The organism is Nocardia sp. alder85J (assembly GCF_020176955.2).
Classification (GTDB): domain Bacteria; phylum Actinomycetota; class Actinomycetes; order Mycobacteriales; family Mycobacteriaceae; genus Nocardia.
Genome location: NZ_JAIUCZ020000008.1, coordinates 377,387 through 399,662 on the forward strand (window position 1 = coordinate 377,387; position 22,276 = coordinate 399,662).

The following is a 22,276-nucleotide window of genomic DNA, read 5'->3' on the forward strand; positions in this document are numbered from 1 at the left end:
AACTCCCCGGTCGCGGGGGTCGGATTCGGTTCCTCCCGTACGGGAAGGTAAAGATGTACCCATGTCGGATCCAGTCGATGTGCCGATCGATGACGACGTCATACGCCTCGGGCAATTCTTGAAGCTGGCCAACCTCATCGAATCGGGCGCCGAGGCCAAGACGGTGATAGCCGCCGGGCTGGTCCGGGTGAACGACGAGGTCGAAGTACGCCGCGGCCGGCAACTGCAATCCGGTGACGTGGTCGCGCTGGCCGGGCACCAGGTCCGGGTCGTCACCGTCGGTTAGCCGGCGGGCTCGATTCATTCGGCGCGGACGACGATCCCGTCGTGATCGCTGTAGAGCATGTCGCCCGGGGTGAAGGTGACCCCGCCGAACTCCACCGCGACATCCCGTTCGCCGGAACCGGTCTGGGTGCTCTTGCGCGGGTTGGTGCCCAGCGCCTTCAGACCGATGTCGAGGGTGCGCAGCACGGCCGAATCGCGGACGGCGCCGTTGACCACGACACCCGACCAGCCGTTGGCGACCCCGCGCCCGGCGATGAGATCGCCGACCAGCGCGGTGTGCACGCTGGCGCCGCCGTCGACGACCAGCACCCGGCCCGCGCCGGGTTCGCCCAGTGTCTGCTTGACCAGCAGGTTGTCCTGGAAACAGCGAATGGTGACGATGCGGCCCGCGAACTGCTCGCGGCCACCGAACTGCGTGAACTGCGTGTCGCAGCTGCGGATGCCGGGACCGATCTCGTCCGCGAGATCGGCGGTGGCGACTGTCTTGGCTGTTTCGGTCACGGGAGCAAGCTTGCCACGCTCCGCCCGCGAGCTCCCTGAGACCTTTCTGCCGGATTTCTCGAGATGACTCGAGACGGTATCGATTCCGCCGTCGGAGGTGGTATCGCCGAACGGCACGCGAACGGACCTCACGCGGTGACCGACAGGGTCGCCGCCAGTCCGTACACGACCGCCATCGCGAGCACCTCGGTCACCGCCCGGCGCAGCGAATTCTCCGCGCCGATCCGGTGCGCGCCGGCCCGCGGCACCCAGGTGCGCCGCCACCACCAGCCCAACGCCAGCAACTCCACCAGCAACGCCGTCTTGGCCAGCAGGATGTGGCCGTATCCGGTGGTGAGCAGCGGGGTGAAACCGCCGAGCCGGACCAGCGCGTTGCAGACGCCGGTGCCGGTCACCGCGACCGCCGCCGGTAAGGCCCAGCGCGAATACCGCGGCAGCAGCGTCGCCCAGTCACCGCGGCCGCGCGCCACCACCGCCAGCGCCAGCAACAGCCCGAACCAGGCCGCCGCGGCCAGCGCGTGCACGGCCGCCAGCAGCGAACCGAACGGCTGCTGCGACATGTGCCCGGTGATCGGCCGCAGCGTCAGCGTCACCGCCGCGAATACCAGCACCGGATCGGCCGCCGCGCGTTCGGGCCGCCGGTGGGCGACCGCGCCGTACCCGGCGATCAGCGCCGTGCCGATCAGGATCGCGATCCCGACCTGACCGGTGCTGACCCGGGTGAGATAGACGCCGAACTGCCCGGCGCCCACTCGGGCCACCGGCACCCCGGCCACCTCGGCCGCCTGGCAGCCGAGCAGGACCAACTCCAGCACCGCCCACAGCCCGGCCAGGACGGCCAGCGGCCGCCAGGCCGGAACGCTGCCGGGGCCCTGCAACCGCGGCAGCAGGGCCAGGCCGAGCACGGCGGCCCCGGCGCAGTCGGCCAGCCCCCGCACCGGCGCCTCGAACTGCACCGGATCCGGGGCGGCCAGCGCCCAGGCCCAGCCCGCACCCAGCAGTGCGGCGGGGACGACCAGCAGCAGCGCCGAACGCCGTCTGCCGAAACCGCCGCCGGTCGCCTGTCCCGCCACTAGCCCGCCGAACCCTTTCCACGCTGCCGTGGTCCGCCGAACAGCGCGAACGCCAGCCCGCCGGCGAACAGCACGACCGCCGCCACGATGAACACCCACAGCCACGGGAAGCCGCCGCCGGAACCGGCGGCGGCGACGCCCCCGGTGTCGGCGGCCTTCGGTCCCGGGGTGCCGGTGCCGGCCCGGGTCAGCGTGAAGCTGCGGGTGCCGCTGACCGGGTGACCGTCGGCGGAGGTGACCCGGTAGGCGATCGTGTACCTGCCCGCCGGGCCCAGCGCGCCGACCGGCACGCTGATCACCGGCCCGGTGATGGTCGGCTGCCCCTTCGACCACAGGTTGCCGTCCGGGCCGACCACGGTCAGCGCCGGGAAGCTGGTCTGCAGGTTCTCGTTGAACGTGAGGCTGACCTGGGCCGGGCCGGTGTCCAGCTGAGCGCCGTCGACCGGATCGGTGGACACCACGATCGAGTGCGCGGCCGCCGGGCCCGCGGCCGTGACCGCGAGCCCGCCCAGCAGCAGCCCCGCCACCAGACCGGCGAGCAGGCGCCGGATCATGACCGGCGGCCGCGCAGCACGCTGCCCAGCCCGAGCGCGGCGCCGAGCGCGCCCAGCACCAAGCCGATGCCGCCCAGCCAGCGCGCGGTGTCGTCGGAGCCGTTGCCGTCGTGATCGGCGGTCGCCGGTGCGGCGCTCATGTGGTCGTCGTCACCGTCCCCGCCCTTGCTCGGTGCCAGGGCCAGCATGGGCGCCGGATTCTCCGGCTCCTTGCCGTCGGCGCTCATCGGCTCGTTCCAGTTGACGACCTTGCCGTCGCTGTAGGTCTGGGCGGCCGGGAAACTGACCGACGCTTGCTTCGGCAGCGGGCCGACGGAGAGTACGAAGCGCTGGAAGTGGCCCGGCCCGACGCCCGGGTTGCCCGGGTCGGCGGTCCAGGTGACGGCGGTGACCTGGTTCTTGTCGTTCTTGTCGATCTTCGTGGTCCACCCGGCCAGCGGCTCGGTGAGCGCCGAGGACACCGCCGGCAGCTGCACCGACAGTTTGGTGGTGGACGCGGTCTCCGATTCGGTCGGCACCCGGAAGGTGAGGTAGCCGTAGCCGCCCTGGGACGCGCCCGGGGCATCGACGGTGACATGGGCGGCGGCGGTCCCGGCGGCCAGCAGGGTCAGACCGGCGGCGGCGCCGGTGGCGAGCAGGGCGCGCGACAACGCAACAGACATGGGGATGCTGCTTTCTCGTGTGAGGTACGGGATCTCGGGGCGAGATCCCGGGTGACGGCGGATCAGGCCGGCACCGGCGGGGCGCGCGCAGCGATCGCGCCCAGGTGGAGAAAGCGGGGAAGTTCGAGGTGGTCACCGGGTCGGCGGGCCGGTCCGGCGACCCGGAAGATCGGGCGGGGCCGCTCGGTCACGGCCCGGATCGCCCGGCTGACAACGGCATACAGCCGTTCCGCCGCGACCAGCAGCAACGCGCACAGCGGCACCGCGACGGCGTGGACGATCAGCATCGCGTGCCCGGACATCGGGAGCGGGAACGGCGATCCGGCGGCGGTCACCCGGCTGGTCGCCGCGTGGATCATCGCGTGCTGATGACCGATCAGCCCGGTCAGCACCTCATGGCCCATCCATTGGCCGCCGGCCAAAGCCGCGAGCAGTCCGGCGCGGCCGGTGATCCGGCCCGGGGGTGGCAGGGCGGCCGCCAGTGTCCCGGCGACCACGGCCACCGAGAACAACAGCATCAGCGCGGTGGAGTCCGGGAAACCCCCACCGCCGAGGCCGTGTGCGGCGACTGCCAGCGCGGCCGACAGCAGACCCAGCGCGGTACCGCGCACTTCGGCGACGCCGGCGGCGGCCGGCCGGTGACGACCGCTGTCGCCGCGGGTATCGCGGGCTTGCCGCCATTCGTGGCGTCGCGGTCGCTCCGGTGCTCGACCGGTCGTCGTGGTCCGGCCCGGAATCCCGGTGTCGCGTGGCCTGCCCGGCCGATTCCGCCGCCTGCCGGCGGGGATGTTCGCGCGGACGGCGCGATGCGTCGCGAGCTGGTGATCGGACCGGGTAACGACGTGATGCGGCAGTACCGGCGAGCGGTTCGCAGCGGTCCGGCCGGGCGCCGACGCCGAAGCGGACCCGGCGGGCGCGGGGCCCGGGGTCGGCATTCGGCAACGGTCACCAGGGGGCACGGGAGATCTCTGGTCGAGTGGGGTGGGGTCAGTGCACGCCGAGGCGGGTCAGCAGGTCCGCTTCGATATCGGCCAGTTCGTGCGAGATCGACTCGTGCACCGTGCGGCGGCGCGGCACCGGCATCCGGTCGGCGGTGCGGACCGCCGCGGTCAGGCTGTCGAGCCGGTCCCGGGTACCGGCGACGAACTTCACCGTGTCGTCGTCGCGGCCGTTCTTACCGCTGCGGGAGCGCCCGGCCTCGGCCCGCTTCTGATCGGACTTCTGCTCCAGCTCGGTCAGGGTCTGTTCGGCGCCGGCGATGCGGACCTGCAACGCGGCGCCGGGGCCGGAGTAGTCGGTGAGCTGGTCGATGCCGATGCCCAGCTGCCGGGCGCGGCGGGTGTCGAGTTCACCGCGCACGAAGGTCGCCGCGCGGTAAGCCAGCGGGGCCAGCACCGGCACCAGGATCCGGGCCACCCCCAGGTATTTGCGCACCTGGCCGACGCTGAACAGATCGCGCTCGGCCTTCGCGGCGGTCTTCAGTGCCGCCTTCTCCTGGGCCTTCAGGGTCGCCACCTGCTGTTTGGCCACGTCCCGCTGGGTGCGCAGTTCGGCGCGGTCACGTTTGCGCTCGTTGCGGGCGCCGAGCTTCGCCTCCAGGCCGGCCTTGTGCTTGAGGGCTTTCGCCTCGGCTTTGCGGTTCGCGCGCCGCGAGCGCTTGGTGAACAACCCCATGGGTAGGCCTCCGTCATGCTGGTTCGCCGTGGGCGGATGGTCGTCAGCCGGTGTACCCGCCCACGAGCCACACGGTTTGCGACAACCCTATCCGGTCGCGCTGACGCTCCACGAGGGACCGGCCCGCGTCACCACCGTGGCGCCGCGGGCCGGGTGATCACAACGACTTCGTCAGGCGATCGGTGAGGATCCGGGCGAAGTGGGCCGGATCCTTCAGCTCCCCGCCCTCGGCGAGGATCGCGGTGCCGTAGAGCAATTCGGCGGTCGCGGTGAGATCGCCGTCGGTGCCCTCGTCGGCGGCGGCCCGGTTCTTGTCGTAGGCCTCGCGCAGGCCGGTGACCAGCGGGTGGGTCGGATTCAGCTCCAGGATCCGCTTGGTCTGCGGCAGTTCCTGACCCGACGCCCGGTACATGCGCTCCAGCTGCGGGGTGAAGTCGAAGACGTCACCGACCACACAGGCCGGCGAGGTGGTCAGCCGCGACGACAGCCGGACCTCCTTGACGCTCTCGTCCAGCGCCTGCTGCAACCACGTCAGCACCTCGCCGAAGTCCTTCTCCTGTTGTTCGCGCAGCTGCTCGGAGGCCTTCTTCTCCTCCTCCGTCTCCAGATCGACCTCGCCCTTGGCGATGGACTGGAACTGCTTGCCCTCGAACTCCGTGACCGAGCCGACCCACATCTCGTCGACCGGATCGGTGAGGATCAGCACCTCCAGACCCTTGGCCCGGAACGCCTCCAGATGCGGCGAATTCTCGATCTGCTGCCGGGATTCGCCGGTCATGTAGTAGATCTTGTCGTGGCCCTCGGGCAGTCGCTCGAGATATTCGGCGAGGGTGGTGAGCTTCTCGGTCGAATGGGTGGACGCGAACGACGAGACCTGCAGGATGGTTTCGCGATTGTCGAAATCGGCGAGCAGACCCTCCTTCAGCACCCGGCCGAATTCCGACCAGAAGGTGCGGTACTTCGAATCGTCGCCGCCCTCCTCGCGGCCGGCGGACTGCATGTCCTTGACCGTCGACAGCACCTTGCGGACCAGGCGCTTGCGGATCATCTGGATCTGCCGGTCCTGCTGCAGGATCTCGCGGGACACGTTGAGCGACAGGTCCTGTGCGTCGACCACGCCCTTCACGAAGCGCAGGTACTCCGGCATCAGCTCTTCGCAGTTGTCCATGATGAACACCCGGCGCACGTAGAGCTGGACGCCGCGCTTGTGCTCGCGGTTGAACAGGTCGAACGGCGCCTGCGAGGGCAGGAACAGCAGCGCCTGATATTCGAAGGTGCCCTCCGCCTTCATCGGGATGATCTCCAGCGGATCGTCCCAGGCGTGCGAGACGTGCTTGTAGAACTCCTTGTATTCGTCCTCGGACACCTCGCTGCGCGGGCGGGTCCACAACGCCTTCTGCGAGTTGAGGATTTGATCCTCGATGATCGTCTTCTCTTCGGCGTCCTCGCCCTCACCCTCGGTGACGGTCCGCTCGACCTGCATGCGGACCGGCCAGGCGATGAAATCCGAGTATTTCTTGACGATTTCGCGGAGTTTCCACTCCAGCGTGTAGTCGAAGAGGTGGTCGTCCGGGTCGGCGGGCTTCAGGTGCAGCGAGACCGCAGTGCCCTGCGGGCCCGATTCCAGGGTCTCGATGGTGTAGGCGGAGCTGCCGGCGTGCGACTCCCAGCGGGTGGCGGTGGTCTCGCCGGCGCGGCGGGTGGTCAGTGCGACCTTGTCGGCCACCATGAAGGTGGAGTAGAAGCCGATGCCGAACTGGCCGATGAGTTCCTCGGCGGCGGCGTCGGATTTGCCGTCCAGCAACTGTTTGCGCAGTTCCGCGGTGCCGGACTTGGCCAGCGTGCCGATCAGGTCGATCACTTCGTCGCGCGACATGCCGATGCCGTTGTCGCGGACGGTCAGGACGCGGTTCTCCGCGTCGACGGCCAGTTCGATGTGCAGATCGGAGATGTCGACCGCGAGATCCTTGTCCCGGAACGACTCCAGCCGCAGTTTGTCCAGTGCGTCGGAGGCATTCGAGATCAACTCGCGCAGGAATGTGTCCTTGTTCGAATAGACCGAGTGGATCATCAGTTCCAGCAGCTGATGGGTTTCGGCCTGAAACTCCAATTGTTCGACGTGCTCAGTCACGTCGACATAATACGACGGCGGCCCCGGCGCTCCGAAGGGTCACCCGCGGGTCAGCGGAAGTCCGCCATCGCCGGGACCTCGGCCTCGGCGCTGCGGGCGCCCGGCTCGGTGGGGGCCATCCAGTCGCGCAACGCCTTGGTGGCGCGCACATCGTCCTCGTTGTATTCCAGCAACCGGGTGCGCTGGCCGATATCGGGCGGCCCGTCGTAGCCGACGGCCAGCCGGTACCAGCTCATCGACGCCTCGCCGCCGGCCTCCGGATCACGCCAGGCGAATCCGGCGACCGGGGCGATCTTCTTCAGCCCCTTGCCGTTCGGGCAGATGAACTGGGTGGAGACGGCCTCGAACATGTCCACCCACTGCGGCCCGTCCACGAACTCACGCACCTGCGCCTCGGTCGGGACGCCGGGCAGGCCCGAGAACCGGCGTGCCGACTCGTACAGCCATTTGTCCTCGGCGGTACGCGAATAGCAGTAGGCCGCGAAGGTCTTGCCGTTCGCGACGGCCTCGGCGCGGATCTCCATCAGCCAGGTCCAGAACTCCGCGAACGAACGCGCCTCGTCCCGGGTGGGCAGCGGATCCCAGCTGACGAACGGGCGATAGACGCCGTCGAGCAGGGTGCCCCACAGATAGGCGCCGTACTCCTGATAGCTCTCCAGGTCGACGTCGACCTCGACATCGGCCCGCCGCACCCGTAGTCGCTCGACGCGCCGGACCAGCGGCGCTCCGGAGATCCAGGCCCGCGCGGTGACCACGGCCTCCTCGAACGGCTCGTACTGCCAGTCGTCGGGGGCGTCGCCGGTCCAGTTCGCCAGATCCTCGATGGTGTCGACGGAGTGGCGGCGCAGCACCTCCGCGCGCGAACCGGCGGCGACCAGGCTGACATCGCGATGGTCGGTGAGCCAGCGCTCGCAGCTGGGGGTGTCCGGCGTCTCGCTGCGGGTCCACCACGGGCACTGACGGCATTCCGGCACCTTGGACGGCACCGTCGGCAGCTCGCCGCGCACCACCGCGATCCGATCGGCGTAGCGGCGGTCGTACTCGTCGAGCAGCGGGCCCAGATCGTGGATGAGCACCCGGTCGGCGTGGAAGCCGACGACGCCGCCGACCAGGGCCGGGCTCGCCAGCCCGTGCCGCTGCAACATCCGGTAGAGATGGACCAGCCGCTGCTGGTCGCGCGGCTGGGTGCGGACGCGCACGGTGCGGTCCGGCCGCGGATTCCATTCGTACAGGCCGGTGGTGAGCGGATGGAATTCGGCCGGATCGGGCTGCCGCGGGTCGGTGACCTTGTGGTTGACCACGATGATCGGCAGATAGCCGCCGCGCTGCTCGTCGCGCAGCAGGATCTCCGAGCCGCCGCGCCGCCCGGTGTCGGGCTCCTGCGGCAGCAGCGCACCCCAGATGCGCGGCGCCCCGGCGGCGCACGCCCGCATGGTGGCCGCGGCGCGCGCCCCGGCCGATTGCGCGGGGTCGATCACCGTCCACTGCGCGGGGGCGGCGGCGACCAGCAGATCGCGCACCCGCTCGCGGTGGGCGGTGGCCGCCTCGCGGCGCTGCACCACCCCGGCATCCTCCGTCACCCCGGTCAGCACCTCGGGATGCGCGGAATTCAGATGCAGCCGATGACGACAGCCGATGAGGGACCGGGCATCGACGAAGGCGGTGACCGATGCCGTCGGCGCGGCTGTGGCAGCCGCCGGCGTGGCTGTGGCAGCCGCCGGCGTGGCTGCCGCGAACTCGCCGGACGCGCACACCACAGCCGCCGGCGGCTCGGAGTGCCCGCCCTCATGTTCGCGACCGTTCCGGTCACCACTGCCCGAATACACGTGTAGCAGTATGGTCCCTCACACCGACAACCTCGTGAACCGCACTGCACGCAACGGTTGTGAAGCGCTGTGGTAGGTGCATGCGACGGGCCCGTCGTGCCGTGCACGACGGGCCCGTTCTGCCGGAGGAGTGGTTACCGCGGCGCCATGCGCAGCGCGCCGTCCATCCGGATGGTCTCGCCGTTGAGGTAGTCGTGCTCGACGATGTACTGCGCCAGCTGCGCGTACTCGTCCGGGCGGCCCAGCCGCGACGGGAACGGCACGCCCGCCTCGAGGCCCTTGCGGTACTCCTCGGTGACACCGGCCAGCATCGGGGTGTCGATGATGCCGGGGGCGATGGTGTTCACCCGGATGCCGAACTGCGCCAGATCCCGGGCCGCCGGAATCGTCATGCCCGCGACGCCGCCCTTGGACGCGGAGTAGGCGATCTGGCCGATCTGGCCCTCGAACGCCGCCACCGAGGCGGTGTTCACGACCACGCCGCGCTGCCCGTACTCGTCGACCGCCTCGGTCTTGGAGATGGCGTCGGCGGCCAGCCGCATCACGTTGAAACTGCCCAGCAGGTTGACGGTGATGACCGTGCGGAACAGCTCCAGATCGTGCGGGCCGTTCTTGGACAGGATGCGCCCGGCCCAGCCGACGCCGGCGCAGTTGACCACGATGCGCGGCGGCACACCGGATCCCACCACCGTCTCGATCGCGGCGGCCACCTCGTCCCCGCTGGTGACGTCGGTGGGCAGCAGGGTCACGCCGCCGGGCACGTTGTCGCCCGCCCGGTCGATGGACTGCTTCAGATCCAGCCCGAAGACGGTGGCCCCGAGTTCGGCGAAGCGCTTGGCGGTCGCGGCGCCCAGCCCGGACGCGGCCCCCGTGATGATTGCGGCGGAGCCCGAAATCTCCATGGCAAAGGTCCTCTCGTTGTTGAACGGCTCGCTGGCCCTCCGTTAACGCACATTAACCGGAGTTCCGGGCATGGTCACGAGGGGAGGGCGGCGCGGTGCGGATCCGTTGTCCGCCGCGCATCGGCGAACAGTTCTGTTCATCGGTGGTACGGTCTGCGGTATGCACCCCCCTGTGGATCGCGCGTCCCGGTGGCGCGGGCCACTGCGCAGCAGAACTGTTGCCGGACAACGGATTCTGATCACCGGCGCGGCTCGCGGGATCGGCGCCGCGCTGGCCCGGCAGCTGTACGCGCACGGCGCCCGGGTGGCGGTGCTGGGCATCGAGGCCGAACTGCTGGCCGAGGTCGCGCGCGAGTGTGGCGACGCGCCCTGGCGTTATTGCGACATCGGCGATCCGACCCAGGTGGAGCGCGTGGTGAATTCGCTCGTGGGCGAGCTGGGCGGACTGGACGCGGTGGTCGCCAACGCCGGGGTGGCCCGGCAGCTCGCGCTCGTCGGCGGCGATGCCCGGGTGGTGGAGGAGACGTTCGCGGTGAACGTGCTCGGCGTCTACTACACGATGCGCGCGGCCGGTCCGCATCTCGGCCACGCCGCCGGCTATCTGCTCGTGGTGTCCTCGCTGGCAGCGGCGGTGCACCTGCCGCTGGCGGGGGCCTACAGCGCCTCCAAGGCGGCGGCGGAGGCGCTGGCCAACACACTGCGCAACGAGATCCGGCACACCGGCGCCCGGGTCGGCGTCGCGTACTTCGCCGAGCTGGACACCGATATGACCGCACGCGGCTTCGGCACCGATGCGGCCCGGACCATCCTGGGCCGCACCACCGTCTCCGGGGTGGCGCCCCTGGGACCCGCCATCGATGTGCTGGAGCGGGCATTGGCCCGGCGCTCGCGGCGGGTGGTATCACCGTGGTGGGTCGGCGTGATCCTGCCGTTTCGACCACTCGGTCAATGGGTAATAGACCTGGCGCTACGTCGTGGTGTGGGCGAGGCGGTGGCGATCGCGCGTACCGAGCCGGTCGTCTTCACCACCGACCAGCCGGCTCGCTCCCGCCGGAGGGAGCGGCCCGCCCCACTGTCCGCATCGTCCCCACCGACAGGTCGTGCCGGGACCCACGGCCCGTCGTGAATCGGAATGGAGTTGCCCGCCATGCCCCCCTCGGCCGGTATCACCCGTCAACTGCCCCGCGGCCGCCACGGTCTGTCCCGGGAGACGGTGATCGCCTCACAACGTGAGCGGATACTCGGCGCGATGGCCGCCGCCATGGCCGAGAACGGTTATGTCGGAACGTCGGTCGCCACGATCATCAAGCGGGCCGGGGTGTCCCGGGAGACCTTCTACGAGCAGTTCCGTTCCCGGGAGGACTGTTTCGAGGCGGGCTATCAGCGCGCGGTGGAGATCATGCTGACCCGGACCGGCGCGGCCCGCCGCACCGAGGCCGCCGCCGGTACCCCGGCGCAGCGGCTGGACCGGCTGCTGCGCGCCTATCTGGACGCGCTGGCGGACGAACCGACCTATGCCCGGCTGTATCTGGTCGAGGTGTACGCGGTCGGGTCGAAGGCGATCGCCCGCCGCGTCGAACTCCAGGAATCCTTCGTCGACATCATCGTGGATCTGCTCGGCGCGCATTCCTCAGCCCAGCGCTTCGCCTGCACCACCCTGGTGGCGGCGATCAGCACGATGGTCACGGCCCGGATCGCCGCCGGCGACCTGGACGGGCTGCGGACGCTGCGCGAACCCATCCTCGAACTGGTGCGTCGCGGCGGTGAGCTGTTCGGTATCGATCAGCCCTGACGACCGACCGGCGCGGCGGTGCGCCACCCACAGCGCCAGTCCGGCCGGGACCGGCAGGACGGCCGCCAGCGCCAGTTCGGCGGGCCGGCCCAGACCGGGTGCCAGCGCCGAGAGTAGTTCGGCCACACCGAGATACAGGAACAGCAGCCCGGAGCCGACGCCGATGAGCCGCTCGGGCAGATGGCGGCCGACGGTGGCGCCGATCGCGATGGCCAGCGCGCCCGCGGCCACCATGCCCAGCGCCGCGCCGATCCAGACCGCCACCCAGTCCCGGCCGGAGGCCAGCGCCAGGGTCGCGAACATGGTGCGATCGCCGAACTCGGCGATCAGGAATGCGGTGAACACCACCGCGAAGCCGCGGCCGGGCCGGACCGCGGGGGCCTGCTCCTCGCCGTCCTCGTGCCCGGGGCGGTTGTCGTAGAGCGTCCAGGCGCCGACGGCCAGCAGCACCAGGCCGGTGCACAGGGCGATCACCGAGGTGGGGAGGGCGGCGCCGAGGACGTGCCCGACTCCGGCGCCGAGCAGGTTGACCACGACGCTGGCGACGCTGATCCCGGCCAGCACCACCCACCATCGGTAGCGCAGGGTGAACGTCAGCGCCATCAGCTGGGATTTGTCGCCGAGCTCGGCGACGAACAACATGCCGAAACTCAGCAGAACGGTGGCGATCATGTGGGGCTCCCCACCGCCCGGTCACCTCGCCGGCCGGAGACGGATGCCCTCGGCCGGCGACGCATCCGAACGGAATGTCGGTATCGGTCGTCGGCCGAAGGTCTCGCCCACCGGAACGAATCCGGTTCACACGGCCGGGCCCCGATGGGACCAGTATGTCGACCGCGCGATTGCGGGCTACTCCCCTTCGCTTCGGCCAAGCCTACCCTAACCTCGGGCCGAGGCCAACCCTCTCCGCATGGAATCGCAAACGGCACAACAAGTTCGGGTGTCCACCCGAATCAGTTCGGGAACCCTTGTCGGCGGATTTCGGCCGCCCTCACGCGGCCAGCAGCATGGCCAGCACCGCGGTGTCCGGATCGCTGATCGGGTCCACGCCCACCCGGCTGATCATCGAGGTCACGGTGCCGTCCAGCTCCGCCTCCACCCAGGCCGCGCGATGCGCCAGACCCAGATGCGGCACCCCGGGCAACAGCACGCAGCCGGAGGCCGCGCCCGCGCATTCCGGCAGCGACGGCCGGGTCTCCGAGGGGGGATGCAGCATCATCAGCGCCGGTGGCACGTGGCCCGCGAATCTGCCGGGTTCGACCGCCTCGGCGCCCAGCACCGGTCCCTCGGCCACGACCAGGCCGACCGTGCCGGGCTGCGGATCGTCGGGCAGTTCCTCCCGGGCGCCGAACACCGTGGAGGTGGTGAGCAGGCCGGGCATGCTCGCCACGCGCACCGCCAGTACCAGCAGTTGCGCCCATTCCTTGGTGGTGTCGGGCCAGCGCCCGGCGATGATGAATCCCCGCAACGAGCCGTGCAGTCCGAACGGGGTGATTCGGACCGGATCGTCGTGTGCGCGCATCGTGCCTCCCGAAGCCGAGTCGACCCGGCGGCGGTCCGCATGCTGGCGAACGCGTCGCCGATGATCACTGGGTACCCGAGAATGCCTCGAACAATGTCTGGCACACAAGTACCGGAGAGTGCCAATCCGCTGGTAACACGCCTGAAACAGCAATGAGCCCGGATCCCAAGCGGGAATCCGGGCCCGATCGTGCTGTGCCGCAACGGCAGGCGGATCAGCCGAAGACGAGGCCCTTGCCCTGCGAGACGGCCTTGCCGAAGCGATCCTGGACGTCGGCCCAGTTGACCACGTTCCAGAAGGCGGACACGAAGTCGGCCTTGACGTTCTTGTACTGCAGGTAGAAGGCGTGCTCCCACATGTCGACGATCAGCAGCGGGAGGATGCCGACCGGGTAGTTGGCCTGGTGGTCGTACACCTGGAAGGTCAGCAGCTTCTGGCCGAGGGTGTCGTAGGCCAGCACGGCCCAGCCGGAACCCTGCAAGCCGTTGGCGGCCGCGGTGAACTGGGCACGGAACTTGTCGAACGAGCCGAACTGGTCGTCGATGGCGGCGGCCAGCTCGCCGACCGGCTTGTCGCCGCCGTTGGGGGACAGGTTCTTCCACCACAGCGAGTGGTTGACGTGCCCGCCCAGGTGGAAGGCGAGGTTCTTCTCGTTCAGGAAGATGGCGGCGTGATCGCCGGCCTCCCGGGCCGCTTCGAGCTTCTCGACCGCCGTGTTGACACCGGCCACGTAGGCGGCGTGATGCTTGGAATGGTGGATCTCGTTGATCTGCCCGGAGATGTGGGGCTCCAGGGCGCCGTAGTCGTAATCCAGATCTGGCAACGTGTACTCGGCCACGATGTCCCTTCCTTGATGTCGGGCTGTGTGCGCTCGGTCGTAGGGTTCGAGCGCACCAACCATCATTCGTACACCCGCCCCCGTGCAACCCGAGGGTGTGCCCCTCCATTCCGATACCCGGAATACCCCCGGCCTCACGGGGATACCGGCATCACATGGGGGGTGCGACATCCGGCAGCATGGTGCGCGGATCACAGGCGTCGTGCGCCTTCCACCAGCGCCGGCTGCCCGCGACGAAATCCGGCAGCGCCACCGGCCGCCCGGCGCTCGTCGTGACCTCGACGCCCTCGAACCACACCCGCACATCCAGTTCGCGGGGGTCGGCGCCCTCCTGCTGACTGAACTCCAGCACGTGCAGCGCGGGCCGGTCGCTCACCTCGGTGTCGAAGCTGAGCAGTTCCCGCCACAGCGACCAGCCGCTGTCGTCGGTATCGATGAATTCCCAGCCGTGCAGGGCGGCGCCACCGAATCCGGCGGTGGCCTCGCCGAGCCCGTCCAGGGCCAGCGGCATCACCTTCGGCTCGATCTCGTCCCAGTACTGGATGCGCAGCGACGCGGCGACCCGGCTGACGCCGGTCAGGGTGAGCTGGACGAAGCGATCCTCGGGCGGCGGCCCGTCGACCGGGAGGGTGAGCACCTCCAGCTCCAGATGTAACCGGGCATTTGCGATATCGACGGCAGCGCCGAGACAAGTGGCCTCGGACAGTGCCATGTTCAGCCCAGCCGTATCCAAGTCGTCGATTAGCCCCCGGGTCGCTTCCATGCGGTCAGGCTACCGACGCCGTCGGGACGGGTCCTGCATTTCCGTGACCTCGGAAGTGGTGTCGGATTTGCGGTGCCGATTTTCGGAAGTCACGGGAACCGAACGGTCCCGCACCCCGTCCAAGTATTCGGCGGGCGATTGCTCCGGGATTGGAGGAGGGGAGTCCCGGATCGGTCGCCCGCCGTTCCGTGCCGTGTCTCCGCCGGCTCTCGCCATCCGAATCCCGCACCTTCGACCTGTGGATCAGGTTGTGGAAACTGTGGATAGTTGTGGATAACCGCACCCCGCCCGCCCCCGAACCCTCGGCTTCGATGCGCCGACGTGGCAGGATCGAATCGTGACGAGCTCCGAGATCCCGTCCGTGCCGGTCGAGGCCGTGCCGGCCGAATTCGACACCGCGGCGCCGGCCGGATCCGCCGCCGCGGCCGCCGAGTCGGTCGGTGTCCGTGTGCTGCTCGACGTCCGCGAGGACGACGAATGGCAGCTCGGGCACGCGCCCGGCGCCGTGCACATCCCGATGGACGACGTCCCGGCCCGCCTCGGCGAGCTGGCGGCCGGCGCCGAGATCTACGTCGTCTGCCGCCAGGGCGGCCGCTCCCTGCAGATCGTGCGCTATCTCACGCATTTCGGCTTCGACGCGGTCAACGTGGCCGGTGGCATGGTGGCCTGGCAGCAGTCGGGCCGGCCGCTGGCCGCGACCGGCCCGCACGAGCCGAAGGTCTACTGATGAGCGCCCCCCGCGGCGGCGCGATGGTGCAGCCCTGCGCCCGGTGCGGATCGCGCTGGGCGGTGCAGGGCGCGCCGATGCACTGGTGCCCGCGCTGCCGGGGCGTGCTGCTGTCCCCGGGCCCGGTCGACGCGCCGCCCGAGCGCCGCAACTACCGCTGGGTGGCGCGGCCGCCGGGCCGGCGCCCGCGGCCGAGCGCCCGGCCGGTGTCCCCGCCCGTCGCCGGTCCGCCCCGGTACCAGGAGATTCCGCGCTGGGGTCTGCACGACTCGCGGTCCGAACCGGCGCCGGTCGTGCCGGGCCGGCTGGCGCGGCTGAGCACGCGGGTCGCCGGATTGCTGGTCCTCACCGCGGTGCTGTTCGTCCTGGCCGCGGTGGCCGAGATCGGGCGGTACCTGATCCTGCTGCGCAACCGGACCCGGCTGATCCCGCAGCCGTTGCTGCTGGCCTCGGATCTATCGCTGTACGTGCTGGCGGGCTGTGCGCTGCTGGCCGCGCTGCTCACCGCGGTCGCCCTCACCGGCTGGCTGATCCGCGCGCGCCGCAACGCCTATGCGGCGGTCGGCGAACAGGATCCGCGCCCGGGGCCGATGGTGTGGTGCGGCTGCCTGATCCCGGTGGTCAACCTGTTGTGGCCCGGCGTGTTCCTCACCGAACTGGCCCGGCGCGGCGAACCGCGGGCGCTGCGCGCGGTCCGGATCTGGTGGTGCGCCTGGGTCCTCGACGGCGTGCTGGTGGTGGTCGCATTGTGCTGGCACACCGCCGATTCGCTGCAGGCCCGCGCCGACGGTGTGATGATCAGTGCCTACACCGATCTGGCGGCCGCGGCGGTCGCTGTGCTGTCGCTGTGGGTGGTGCGCCGATGCGAGGGCCGCGACCTGCGCGGGCGGGAACGGCAGCTGCGGCGCTGGGTGCCGGCGTCCGGTCCCGCCGCGGTCGTGATCGAGCCGGTGCACCGGGTCGGCGAGTCCGCTGACCGCGCGCCGGAGCCCGGGGTCGGGGATGATTCGGACGCGGATCGTGCCGCATCGGACCCCGCGCCCGGCGCGGCGGAGCAGGAGGAGGTCATGGCGAAGTGAACGCGGGCAATCGCGCGCCGTTCGTGGTCGCACATCGGGGTGCGTCCGGCGTACGCCCGGAACACACCCTGGCCGCCTATGAACTGGCCCTGGAGGAGGGCGCCGCCGGCCTCGAATGCGACATCCGGCTGACCCGGGACGGGCATCTGGTCTGTGTGCACGACCGCACCGTCGACCGCACCTCCGACGGCACCGGGCTGGTCAGCGAGATGAGCCTGGACGAACTGCGGGAGTTGAACTTCGGCACCGCGGCGGAGCCCGCTCCGGTGCTGACCCTCAGCGAGTTGATCACGCTGGTGCTGGACTGGCGCAGTCAGCCCAGCAAGCTGTTCATCGAGACCAAACATCCGGTGCGCTACGGCGCCCTGGTCGAGAACAAGCTGCTGGCCGAGTTGCAGCGGTTCGGCATCGCCACCCCGGCCTCGGCCGATCACTCCCGGGCGGTGGTGATGTCCTTCGCCGCCACCGCGGTCTGGCGGATCCGCCGCGCCGCGCCGCTGCTGCCGACCGTGCTGCTCGGCGAGTCCTCCCGCTACCTGGGTGGCAGCGCCGCGACCACGGTGGGCGCCACGGCGGTCGGCCCCTCGGTGAAGACCCTGCGCGAACATCCGGACCTGGTCGACAAGGCGGCCGCCGCCGGGCGCGCCACCTACTGCTGGACCGTCGACGATCCCGCCGACGTCGAGTTGTGCGCCGACCTGGGCGTCAGCTGGATCGCCACCAACCATCCCGGCCGCACCAAGGCGGTGCTCGACACCGTCTGAGCCGCCGGAGGTCCGTCGGGCCGGGTCGACGTTCGCGTCGGCGCGGCGCGGGTGGCGTGCGCACCGCGTGTCCGGCGAATTGCCGCGGCGCTTCGCCGATCCGGGCGGCCGCCGTCTCGAACACCGACGCTCGGCCGGGTGGTGTGCCATCGGCATTCGGTACGGCGGCGGCGGTCCGAGCGTCCGGGTTGTCGCCGGCGCAAGGCGTCCGGCGGGACTCGTCCGGCTGGTGCTCACGGGGAGCGCCCGGACGATGTCGGTGCGGAACTGCTGGTCGGTGTCGGCGATGGTGGCCGACCGGCTTCGGCGAGGGGTTGTGTGCGTACGGCGTCGACACTGTATTTTCTGCGTTCGTGGGTAAAAGCAAGCGCAACAGTCCCAAGCCCGACAGCAATCGGGCACAGCGCCTCGCCGAGCGCCGGGCAGCGCAGGAACAGGCCGCGCAGACCGTGACCCGCCCGTTCGCCGGGCTGGCCGCCGAATGCGATCTGGTCGCGCTCCGCGAGTTCGTGCCGTCGGCGACGGCCACACTGAAGCTGGCGCCGGGCGCCCAGGGCGACCGGCCGGTCGTCCTCGCCACCGTGCTGCCCGGCGCGGTCGCCGCGCTGGTGCGGGCCGGTGCCGAGCCGACCGGATTCGTCGGCGCGCAGGTGCAGTTCCAGTCCGGCAATCCGGCCGCCGATCTGGCGGCCGCCATCCTGTGGACCCAGGGTGCGGAGCCGGGCGACTCGCTGAACGCGGTGGCCGAATCCGCCGGGGCCGCACCGGCGTTGACCGAGGTCATCGATCCCGGTGCGAGCCTGGATTTGACCGTGCACGCGGACTTCGCCTGGTGGGTGCCCGAGGGGGTACAGCCCGATCCGCAGGTGGCGGCGACCATCCAGCAGGCCAACCAGGCGATCATGCCGTCGGCCCGGCTGGAACTGGGCGCCGACGCGATCGGTGCGGCCTGGTGGGTGGATGCCGGGGAGCGGGCGCACCTGCGCTGGGTGCGGCCGGAACCGGAGGACGATCTGATGCTCGCGCTGGCCCGCGTGCACGCCGCGGGCGGACTGCATCTCGGCGAGGGCTCCCGGTTCGCGGGTTCGTTCCGGACGCACGGGCTGCTGGTACCGGTCTTCGATCTGGACCGGGAGCGGCACCCCAGCGAATGGGTCACGGCGGCGGCCGAATTCGGCGCCCGGCTGACCGCGGCCCTGGCCACCGACGCGCCGCTGACCGCCGACGAGCGCCGCTCGCGCGACGGCCTGCGGTCGCGGCAGATCACCCTGCGCTGAACCGGATCTGCCCGATTCCGGCCGACCTCGCCGGAACCGGTTCCGCGGTGGTGGGATCCGATCCGCAGGATTCGGGCGGACCCGACGAGGCCGGTCCGTCGTGGCGGGATCCGGTCGGTACCGGCCGATCCGCCGGAATTCGGTGGGTGGCGCCGGGGTCTGCCCGGACCCGGGCCGCGGCGGCCGGGTCGGTCCGGCCTCAGCCGGCGGTGATCAGATCCGGTGGGAGCGGCCGGTCGGCGGCCAGGTCGCCGAAGAAGGTGGTGGCCCGATCGTGGTCCCACAGCAGCACATTGCCGCTGCCGGACACGTCGGTGAAGCCGCCGATCGGCACCGTCGTCGCCACCGTGCCGCCCTTCAGCGCCCAGCCCAGCCGGGCCAGATCCCAGAGGTGATCACCGTTGTTCACCTGCACCGCCCGGGTGGCGCCGTGGGCGAGCGGCCACCACCGCAGTGGGTTCGCCAGCGTCGAGGCGCTGCCCGCCTTCTTCAACAGGGCGGTCAGGAACTGGCGCTGATCGTTCATCCGGTCGAGGTCGGCGCGCGCGGTGGCCCGGCTGCGCACGAAACCCAGTGCCTGCGGGCCGTTCAGATGCTGGCAGCCCGCGGGCAGGTCGATGCCCGCGAGCGGATCGTTCATCGGCTGCGGCAGGCACATATCGATGCCGCCGACCGCGTCGACCAGCCCGGCGAAACCACCGAAGCCGATCTTCGCGAAATGGTCGATGTGCAGTCCGGTGGCGATCTCCACGGTCTGCGACAACAACTTCGGGCCGCCCAGGGCGAACGCGGCGTTGAGCTTGTCGCGGCCGTGGCCCGGAATGCTCACGTAGGAGTCGCGGGGCAGGCTGACCACCGTCGGCTGCCCCGACTTCGGCAGGTGCACCAGGATGATGGTGTCGCTGCGCTCACCGCCCGCATCCGAGGTGCTGCCGGTGGTGAGCTGCGCCTCCTGCGCCGCGGTCAGGCCGTCGCGACTGTCCGAACCGGCGAGCAGCCAGTTGGTGCCGGGCGTGTCACCGATCCGGTTCGGATAACCGCCCAGCGCATCGATGCGGGTCAGCGACGTGTCCAGGTAGATCAGCGCGGCGATCGGCAGCACGATCAGGATCAGCAGCAGGATCAGCAGTCGCCGTCCCCAGCGTGGCCGCCGTCGCCGTCGCGGCGGGGCCCCCGCATGGCGCGGGGCGTCCGGTGGCGGGTTGCGCCATCCGCGCTGCGGCGGGGGAGGTGGCGGCCGACGGCCCGCGGTCGGCGGCGCGCCCCGGTTCGGGTCACGCGGCGGCGGCCGGTCGTACCGCTGCTGTGCGGGTGGCGGATTCCGGTGCGGCGGTGGATTTCCCGAACCCGGCGTCTGCGAATAGGCCAGCGGCGAACCGGTGTTCCGGTCGCGGCGCATGACCTGCGTCGGCTCGGGCGCCGGGCGGGTCGGCGCCTCGTCGGGATACTTGTTGTCGGAGGGCGGATACGCACCGGGCGCGCCGGACGGCGACACCCGGCGTGTCCGTGCATTGCGCCTGGGGTCTTCGCCGTTCATCTCCATTGATGCTACTGATGCCGCCGCCGGTGCGGTTCATGTCGAATCGGCGGCGGTGTACGGCGCCCCCGAACGGCGCGGGCGGCGCCCGATTCGGTTCAGGGCAGCCAGGACACGTGGCCGTGCAGGACCGTGTAGCCGATGTAGGCGACGCTGTCGATGGTGGCGTGGGCGAGGATCAGGGGCCAGAGCCGGGTGCTGCGCTGCCAGAAGCCGCCGAAGATCACACCCATCACCAGGTTGCCGAGCCCGCCGCCGAGGCCCTGGTACAGGTGGTAGCTGCCGCGCAGCAGGGCCGAGGCCAGCAACGATCGTCGTGGCGACCAGTCCAGCGCGCGCAGTCGGGTGATCAGGTAGCCGACGACGAGCACCTCCTCGGCCACCGCGTTCGCGATCGCGGACAGCACCAGGGCCGGCAGCCGCCACCAGTGGTCACCCAGCGAGGCCGGCACGATGGTGACGCTCAGGCCCAGGGCGTGGGCGATCAGATACAGGGCGAGGCCGGGCAGTCCGATCACCGCCGCCAGCGCCGCGCCCGGTAGCACGTCGCCGCGCAGCCGCGGGCGGGCGAGGCCGATCAGGCGCGGCCCGATTCCGCTGCGCCACAGCAGGTACAGACCGAGGGCCGCCCAGCCCAGCAGGCGCAGCGCGCTCAACAGCTGGAACAGCAGGTCGATGGTGGACTCGGTGGCGCGGGACGGGTTCAGCGCGACTTTCTGCCCGCCGAGGCCGCCGGGCGCCAGCGCGCTCTCCACCAGCGACAGCGCCGCACTCGCACCGCTGAGCCCGAACGTGACGATCAGGACGATCACGATCTCCAGCCGGATCGCCGACCGCGGCCGGTCCGGGGCGGGCGCGGGCCACGCCGGCGCGGAATCAGACACCATGACCGCCAATCTAGGCGTCCGATTCGCGGCGCCGGATCACTGGCGGCGCATGCGGTTCAGAAACGGGCAGCCCGCGAGGATGCGCAGGGCGCGCGACAGCGACTCCACGTCCTCGGCCGGTGCGGCGAAGGGCAGCCGCACGTCGTGGTCCGATTCGGGGCCTTCGACGCGCAGCGTGATGCCCAGGCGATCGATCGCCAGCGGCCGGACCCGGCCGCCGCGCAGGCGAACCGGCAGATGCCGGGCCAGCGCGGTCACCATCTCCGCGTGATCGCTGTCGATGTGCTGCAACCAGGCCGATTCCAGCTCCCAGAACGGATCCGGTGCGGCGGTACGTAATTCGGCCGGGGGTACCGAGACGGCGCCCGCCGCGTCGGCCATCACCGCCGAATCCAGCACCAGCCGCAGCAGCACGGTGGTGTGGCCGACGTCGAGCAGGGCGGGGTGCGGATATTCCGCGGCCACCTCGGTGGCCAGCGCCCGCTGGGCGAATTCCGGGACGGCCCGCAACCGGCCGCGCAACCAGATCAGCGCCCGCACCGGTTCCCGCAGCCGCAGCGGGGCCCGGTCGGTGAGTTCCAGCATGGCGGGGGTCCAGGCCGCCGCGGCCGCGGCGGCCCCCGACTCGGCGGCGACCGCGACCACCGTGTCGCCGCAGGCCCGGACGTGATGCAGCACCGTGGGCACGGGTTCGGTGCCGGGCAGGGCCAGGGTTGCCGTCCCGGCGCGGGCGCAGGCGCTGCGCACCCGTTCCGCGGCCGAGGGGGTGACGACAGTCGTGTGGCCCATGCGAACCTCCAGGGATCCGAACCGGTAGTGGTGCAAGAGTTAGGTAAACCTAAGCTAAGTGATGGTGGCCGGTCGCGCAAGCATTCCGCTCATTACAGTCGAAACGTGCCGCACGATTCCGCCCCCGCTCCCGCCTCGATTCCGCTCCCGCTGGGCCTGCCCGCGATGCCCGCGCGAGCGGCCGCCACGGGCGACGAGCGACCGGCGGCGCCGCTGGGCGGACCGGGTCCGGCACCTGTCGAGCGGACCGGCGGCGCCGCCGAACGATCCGATGCCGGTGGTGAGCGATCGGATGATCTGATCACCGGGCTGGTACGCGCGGTGACACCGGTCGCGGTGCCGGTGCTGGACCTCGGGCTGCCGGATGCGCGGATCGCCGACTTCCTGGCCGGGATCGCGCACGCCGACACCGGCTTCGTGGCCCGCACCGAGTCCGGCGAGCGGGCGCTGGCGGTGCTGGCCGGGACCGCTGCCGCGTTGTGCGGCATGGATATCCGGGCCGCGCTGGCCGCACCCGATGTGACCTTCCTGCGCGGGCTGCGCCCGGCGGCGGTGCGAGCGGTGCGCGAGGTGTTGCTGGCCGTCGAGTCCGATTCGCCGGAGTCCGTGACACGTGGTGTGGCCGTGCTGACGGCCGGTCCGGGCGCGGGCGCCGCACCGCGGCCGGATCCGCCGCGCGGCCAGTAGTGTCGT

At 71.1% G+C, this 22,276-nt stretch carries 23 protein-coding genes and 1 pseudogene; 8 read left to right on the forward strand and 16 right to left on the reverse strand.

Translation table 11 applies throughout. The features are described 5' to 3' along the window. Positions 1 to 61 precede the first annotated feature (61 nt). Positions 62 to 286: an RNA-binding S4 domain-containing protein gene (locus LBW94_RS29885; RefSeq protein ID WP_225058035.1), complete on the forward strand. Its 225-nt coding sequence runs from the start codon at positions 62 to 64 to the stop codon at positions 284 to 286. Between the two features lie 14 nt (positions 287 to 300). On the opposite strand, the gene rraA is transcribed toward LBW94_RS29885, so the two are convergent. The 9 genes from rraA to LBW94_RS29930 all read right to left on the reverse strand — a co-directional run bounded on the left by rraA (position 301) and on the right by LBW94_RS29930 (position 9,608). Then, positions 301 to 786, reverse strand: coding sequence for a ribonuclease E activity regulator RraA (gene rraA, locus LBW94_RS29890; protein WP_225058036.1), 486 nt, complete (start codon positions 784 to 786; stop codon positions 301 to 303). 128 nt (positions 787 to 914) lie between these two features. Then, complete coding sequence (locus LBW94_RS29895; RefSeq protein WP_225058037.1) at positions 915 to 1,859, reverse strand: copper resistance D family protein; 945 nt, start codon at positions 1,857 to 1,859, stop codon at positions 915 to 917. Next, positions 1,859 to 2,413 (reverse strand): copper resistance CopC family protein, encoded by a 555-nt coding sequence (locus tag LBW94_RS29900; protein ID WP_225058038.1) that lies wholly within the window; start codon positions 2,411 to 2,413, stop codon positions 1,859 to 1,861. The genes LBW94_RS29895 and LBW94_RS29900 overlap by 1 nt, the downstream gene beginning before the upstream one ends. Then, the gene (locus tag LBW94_RS29905) at positions 2,410 to 3,075 is read right to left on the reverse strand and encodes a YcnI family protein (protein ID WP_225058039.1); all 666 of its coding nucleotides are present in this window, start codon (positions 3,073 to 3,075) and stop codon (positions 2,410 to 2,412) included. The genes LBW94_RS29900 and LBW94_RS29905 overlap by 4 nt, the downstream gene beginning before the upstream one ends. Positions 3,076 to 3,137: 62 nt before the next feature. Next, a complete protein-coding gene (locus tag LBW94_RS29910; RefSeq protein WP_225058040.1) occupies positions 3,138 to 3,686 on the reverse strand; it encodes a hypothetical protein in 549 nt (182 codons plus the stop codon). Positions 3,687 to 4,062: 376 nt separating this feature from the next. Beyond that, positions 4,063 to 4,749 carry a DUF6474 family protein gene (locus tag LBW94_RS29915; RefSeq protein ID WP_225058041.1) on the reverse strand — a complete coding sequence of 229 codons (687 nt, stop codon included), beginning with the start codon at positions 4,747 to 4,749 and terminating at the stop codon, positions 4,063 to 4,065. A gap of 157 nt (positions 4,750 to 4,906) precedes the next feature. Continuing rightward, positions 4,907 to 6,880: a molecular chaperone HtpG gene (gene htpG / locus LBW94_RS29920; RefSeq protein ID WP_225058042.1), complete on the reverse strand. Its 1,974-nt coding sequence runs from the start codon at positions 6,878 to 6,880 to the stop codon at positions 4,907 to 4,909. A gap of 50 nt (positions 6,881 to 6,930) precedes the next feature. Further along, positions 6,931 to 8,706, reverse strand: coding sequence for a TM0106 family RecB-like putative nuclease (locus LBW94_RS29925; protein ID WP_416276974.1), 1,776 nt, complete (start codon positions 8,704 to 8,706; stop codon positions 6,931 to 6,933). Positions 8,707 to 8,840: 134 nt separating this feature from the next. Next, a complete protein-coding gene (locus tag LBW94_RS29930) occupies positions 8,841 to 9,608 on the reverse strand; it encodes an SDR family NAD(P)-dependent oxidoreductase (RefSeq protein WP_225058043.1) in 768 nt (255 codons plus the stop codon). A gap of 160 nt (positions 9,609 to 9,768) precedes the next feature. Between LBW94_RS29930 and LBW94_RS29935 the strand changes: the two genes are divergently transcribed. Together LBW94_RS29935 and LBW94_RS44260 are read left to right on the forward strand one after the other, a co-directional pair. Next, positions 9,769 to 10,734: an SDR family NAD(P)-dependent oxidoreductase gene (locus LBW94_RS29935; RefSeq protein ID WP_225058044.1), complete on the forward strand. Its 966-nt coding sequence runs from the start codon at positions 9,769 to 9,771 to the stop codon at positions 10,732 to 10,734. A gap of 21 nt (positions 10,735 to 10,755) precedes the next feature. After that, the gene (locus tag LBW94_RS44260; RefSeq protein ID WP_323137961.1) at positions 10,756 to 11,400 is read left to right on the forward strand and encodes a TetR/AcrR family transcriptional regulator; all 645 of its coding nucleotides are present in this window, start codon (positions 10,756 to 10,758) and stop codon (positions 11,398 to 11,400) included. Between the two features lie 138 nt (positions 11,401 to 11,538). Here LBW94_RS44260 and LBW94_RS44265 read toward each other — a convergent pair. The 4 genes and pseudogenes from LBW94_RS44265 to LBW94_RS29960 form a co-directional block, all read right to left on the reverse strand. Then, positions 11,539 to 12,072: pseudogene (locus LBW94_RS44265) on the reverse strand (TMEM165/GDT1 family protein); the annotation flags it as partial. A gap of 319 nt (positions 12,073 to 12,391) precedes the next feature. Continuing rightward, on the reverse strand, positions 12,392 to 12,922 hold the full coding sequence (locus tag LBW94_RS29950) for a peptidase (RefSeq protein ID WP_225058046.1): 531 nt from the start codon (positions 12,920 to 12,922) through the stop codon (positions 12,392 to 12,394). 214 nt (positions 12,923 to 13,136) lie between these two features. Next, on the reverse strand, positions 13,137 to 13,760 hold the full coding sequence (locus LBW94_RS29955) for a superoxide dismutase (protein ID WP_225058047.1): 624 nt from the start codon (positions 13,758 to 13,760) through the stop codon (positions 13,137 to 13,139). Between the two features lie 151 nt (positions 13,761 to 13,911). Continuing rightward, positions 13,912 to 14,523: a hypothetical protein gene (locus LBW94_RS29960; RefSeq protein WP_225058048.1), complete on the reverse strand. Its 612-nt coding sequence runs from the start codon at positions 14,521 to 14,523 to the stop codon at positions 13,912 to 13,914. 337 nt (positions 14,524 to 14,860) lie between these two features. Between LBW94_RS29960 and LBW94_RS29965 the strand changes: the two genes are divergently transcribed. From LBW94_RS29965 to LBW94_RS29980, 4 genes are all read left to right on the forward strand, one after another. Then, on the forward strand, positions 14,861 to 15,250 hold the full coding sequence (locus tag LBW94_RS29965) for a rhodanese-like domain-containing protein (protein ID WP_225058049.1): 390 nt from the start codon (positions 14,861 to 14,863) through the stop codon (positions 15,248 to 15,250). Beyond that, a complete protein-coding gene (locus LBW94_RS29970; RefSeq protein ID WP_225058050.1) occupies positions 15,250 to 16,329 on the forward strand; it encodes a DUF4328 domain-containing protein in 1,080 nt (359 codons plus the stop codon). Before LBW94_RS29965 ends, LBW94_RS29970 begins: the two co-directional genes overlap by 1 nt. After that, positions 16,326 to 17,093: a glycerophosphodiester phosphodiesterase gene (locus LBW94_RS29975; RefSeq protein ID WP_225058051.1), complete on the forward strand. Its 768-nt coding sequence runs from the start codon at positions 16,326 to 16,328 to the stop codon at positions 17,091 to 17,093. Before LBW94_RS29970 ends, LBW94_RS29975 begins: the two co-directional genes overlap by 4 nt. 353 nt (positions 17,094 to 17,446) lie before the next feature. Beyond that, a complete protein-coding gene (locus LBW94_RS29980; RefSeq protein WP_225058052.1) occupies positions 17,447 to 18,370 on the forward strand; it encodes a DUF5926 family protein in 924 nt (307 codons plus the stop codon). Positions 18,371 to 18,569: 199 nt separating this feature from the next. Here LBW94_RS29980 and LBW94_RS29985 read toward each other — a convergent pair whose 3' ends face one another. From LBW94_RS29985 to LBW94_RS29995, 3 genes are all read right to left on the reverse strand, one after another. Further along, a complete protein-coding gene (locus LBW94_RS29985) occupies positions 18,570 to 19,907 on the reverse strand; it encodes an LCP family protein (protein ID WP_416276975.1) in 1,338 nt (445 codons plus the stop codon). A 98-nt stretch (positions 19,908 to 20,005) separates the two neighbouring features. Beyond that, positions 20,006 to 20,794, reverse strand: a complete 789-nt coding sequence (locus LBW94_RS29990; RefSeq protein WP_225058054.1) for a CPBP family intramembrane glutamic endopeptidase — start codon at positions 20,792 to 20,794, stop codon at positions 20,006 to 20,008. Positions 20,795 to 20,830: 36 nt separating this feature from the next. Further along, the gene (locus LBW94_RS29995) at positions 20,831 to 21,583 is read right to left on the reverse strand and encodes a DUF2470 domain-containing protein (RefSeq protein ID WP_225058055.1); all 753 of its coding nucleotides are present in this window, start codon (positions 21,581 to 21,583) and stop codon (positions 20,831 to 20,833) included. 105 nt (positions 21,584 to 21,688) lie between these two features. On the opposite strand from LBW94_RS29995, the gene LBW94_RS30000 reads away from it, so the two are divergent. Next, on the forward strand, positions 21,689 to 22,270 hold the full coding sequence (locus tag LBW94_RS30000) for a hypothetical protein (RefSeq protein ID WP_225058056.1): 582 nt from the start codon (positions 21,689 to 21,691) through the stop codon (positions 22,268 to 22,270). Positions 22,271 to 22,276: the final 6 nt, after the last annotated feature.

Bases quoted from the DNA above. Each gene is read 5' to 3' on its own strand.
- LBW94_RS29915 (WP_225058041.1), bottom strand. From the start codon at position 4,749: ATGGGGTTGTTCACCAAGCGCTCGCGGCGCGCGAACCGCAAAGCCGAG.
- LBW94_RS29950 (WP_225058046.1), bottom strand. From the start codon at position 12,922: ATGCGCGCACACGACGATCCGGTCCGAATCACCCCGTTCGGACTGCAC.
- LBW94_RS29970 (WP_225058050.1), top strand. From the start codon at position 15,250: ATGAGCGCCCCCCGCGGCGGCGCGATGGTGCAGCCCTGCGCCCGGTGC.
- LBW94_RS29990 (WP_225058054.1), bottom strand. From the start codon at position 20,794: ATGGTGTCTGATTCCGCGCCGGCGTGGCCCGCGCCCGCCCCGGACCGG.
- LBW94_RS29905 (WP_225058039.1), bottom strand. From the start codon at position 3,075: ATGTCTGTTGCGTTGTCGCGCGCCCTGCTCGCCACCGGCGCCGCCGCC.
- LBW94_RS44260 (WP_323137961.1), top strand. From the start codon at position 10,756: ATGCCCCCCTCGGCCGGTATCACCCGTCAACTGCCCCGCGGCCGCCAC.
- LBW94_RS29885 (WP_225058035.1), top strand. From the start codon at position 62: ATGTCGGATCCAGTCGATGTGCCGATCGATGACGACGTCATACGCCTC.
- LBW94_RS29930 (WP_225058043.1), bottom strand. From the start codon at position 9,608: ATGGAGATTTCGGGCTCCGCCGCAATCATCACGGGGGCCGCGTCCGGG.
- LBW94_RS29995 (WP_225058055.1), bottom strand. From the start codon at position 21,583: ATGGGCCACACGACTGTCGTCACCCCCTCGGCCGCGGAACGGGTGCGC.
- LBW94_RS29900 (WP_225058038.1), bottom strand. From the start codon at position 2,413: ATGATCCGGCGCCTGCTCGCCGGTCTGGTGGCGGGGCTGCTGCTGGGC.
- LBW94_RS29985 (WP_416276975.1), bottom strand. From the start codon at position 19,907: ATGAACGGCGAAGACCCCAGGCGCAATGCACGGACACGCCGGGTGTCG.
- LBW94_RS29935 (WP_225058044.1), top strand. From the start codon at position 9,769: ATGCACCCCCCTGTGGATCGCGCGTCCCGGTGGCGCGGGCCACTGCGC.
- LBW94_RS29960 (WP_225058048.1), bottom strand. From the start codon at position 14,523: ATGGAAGCGACCCGGGGGCTAATCGACGACTTGGATACGGCTGGGCTG.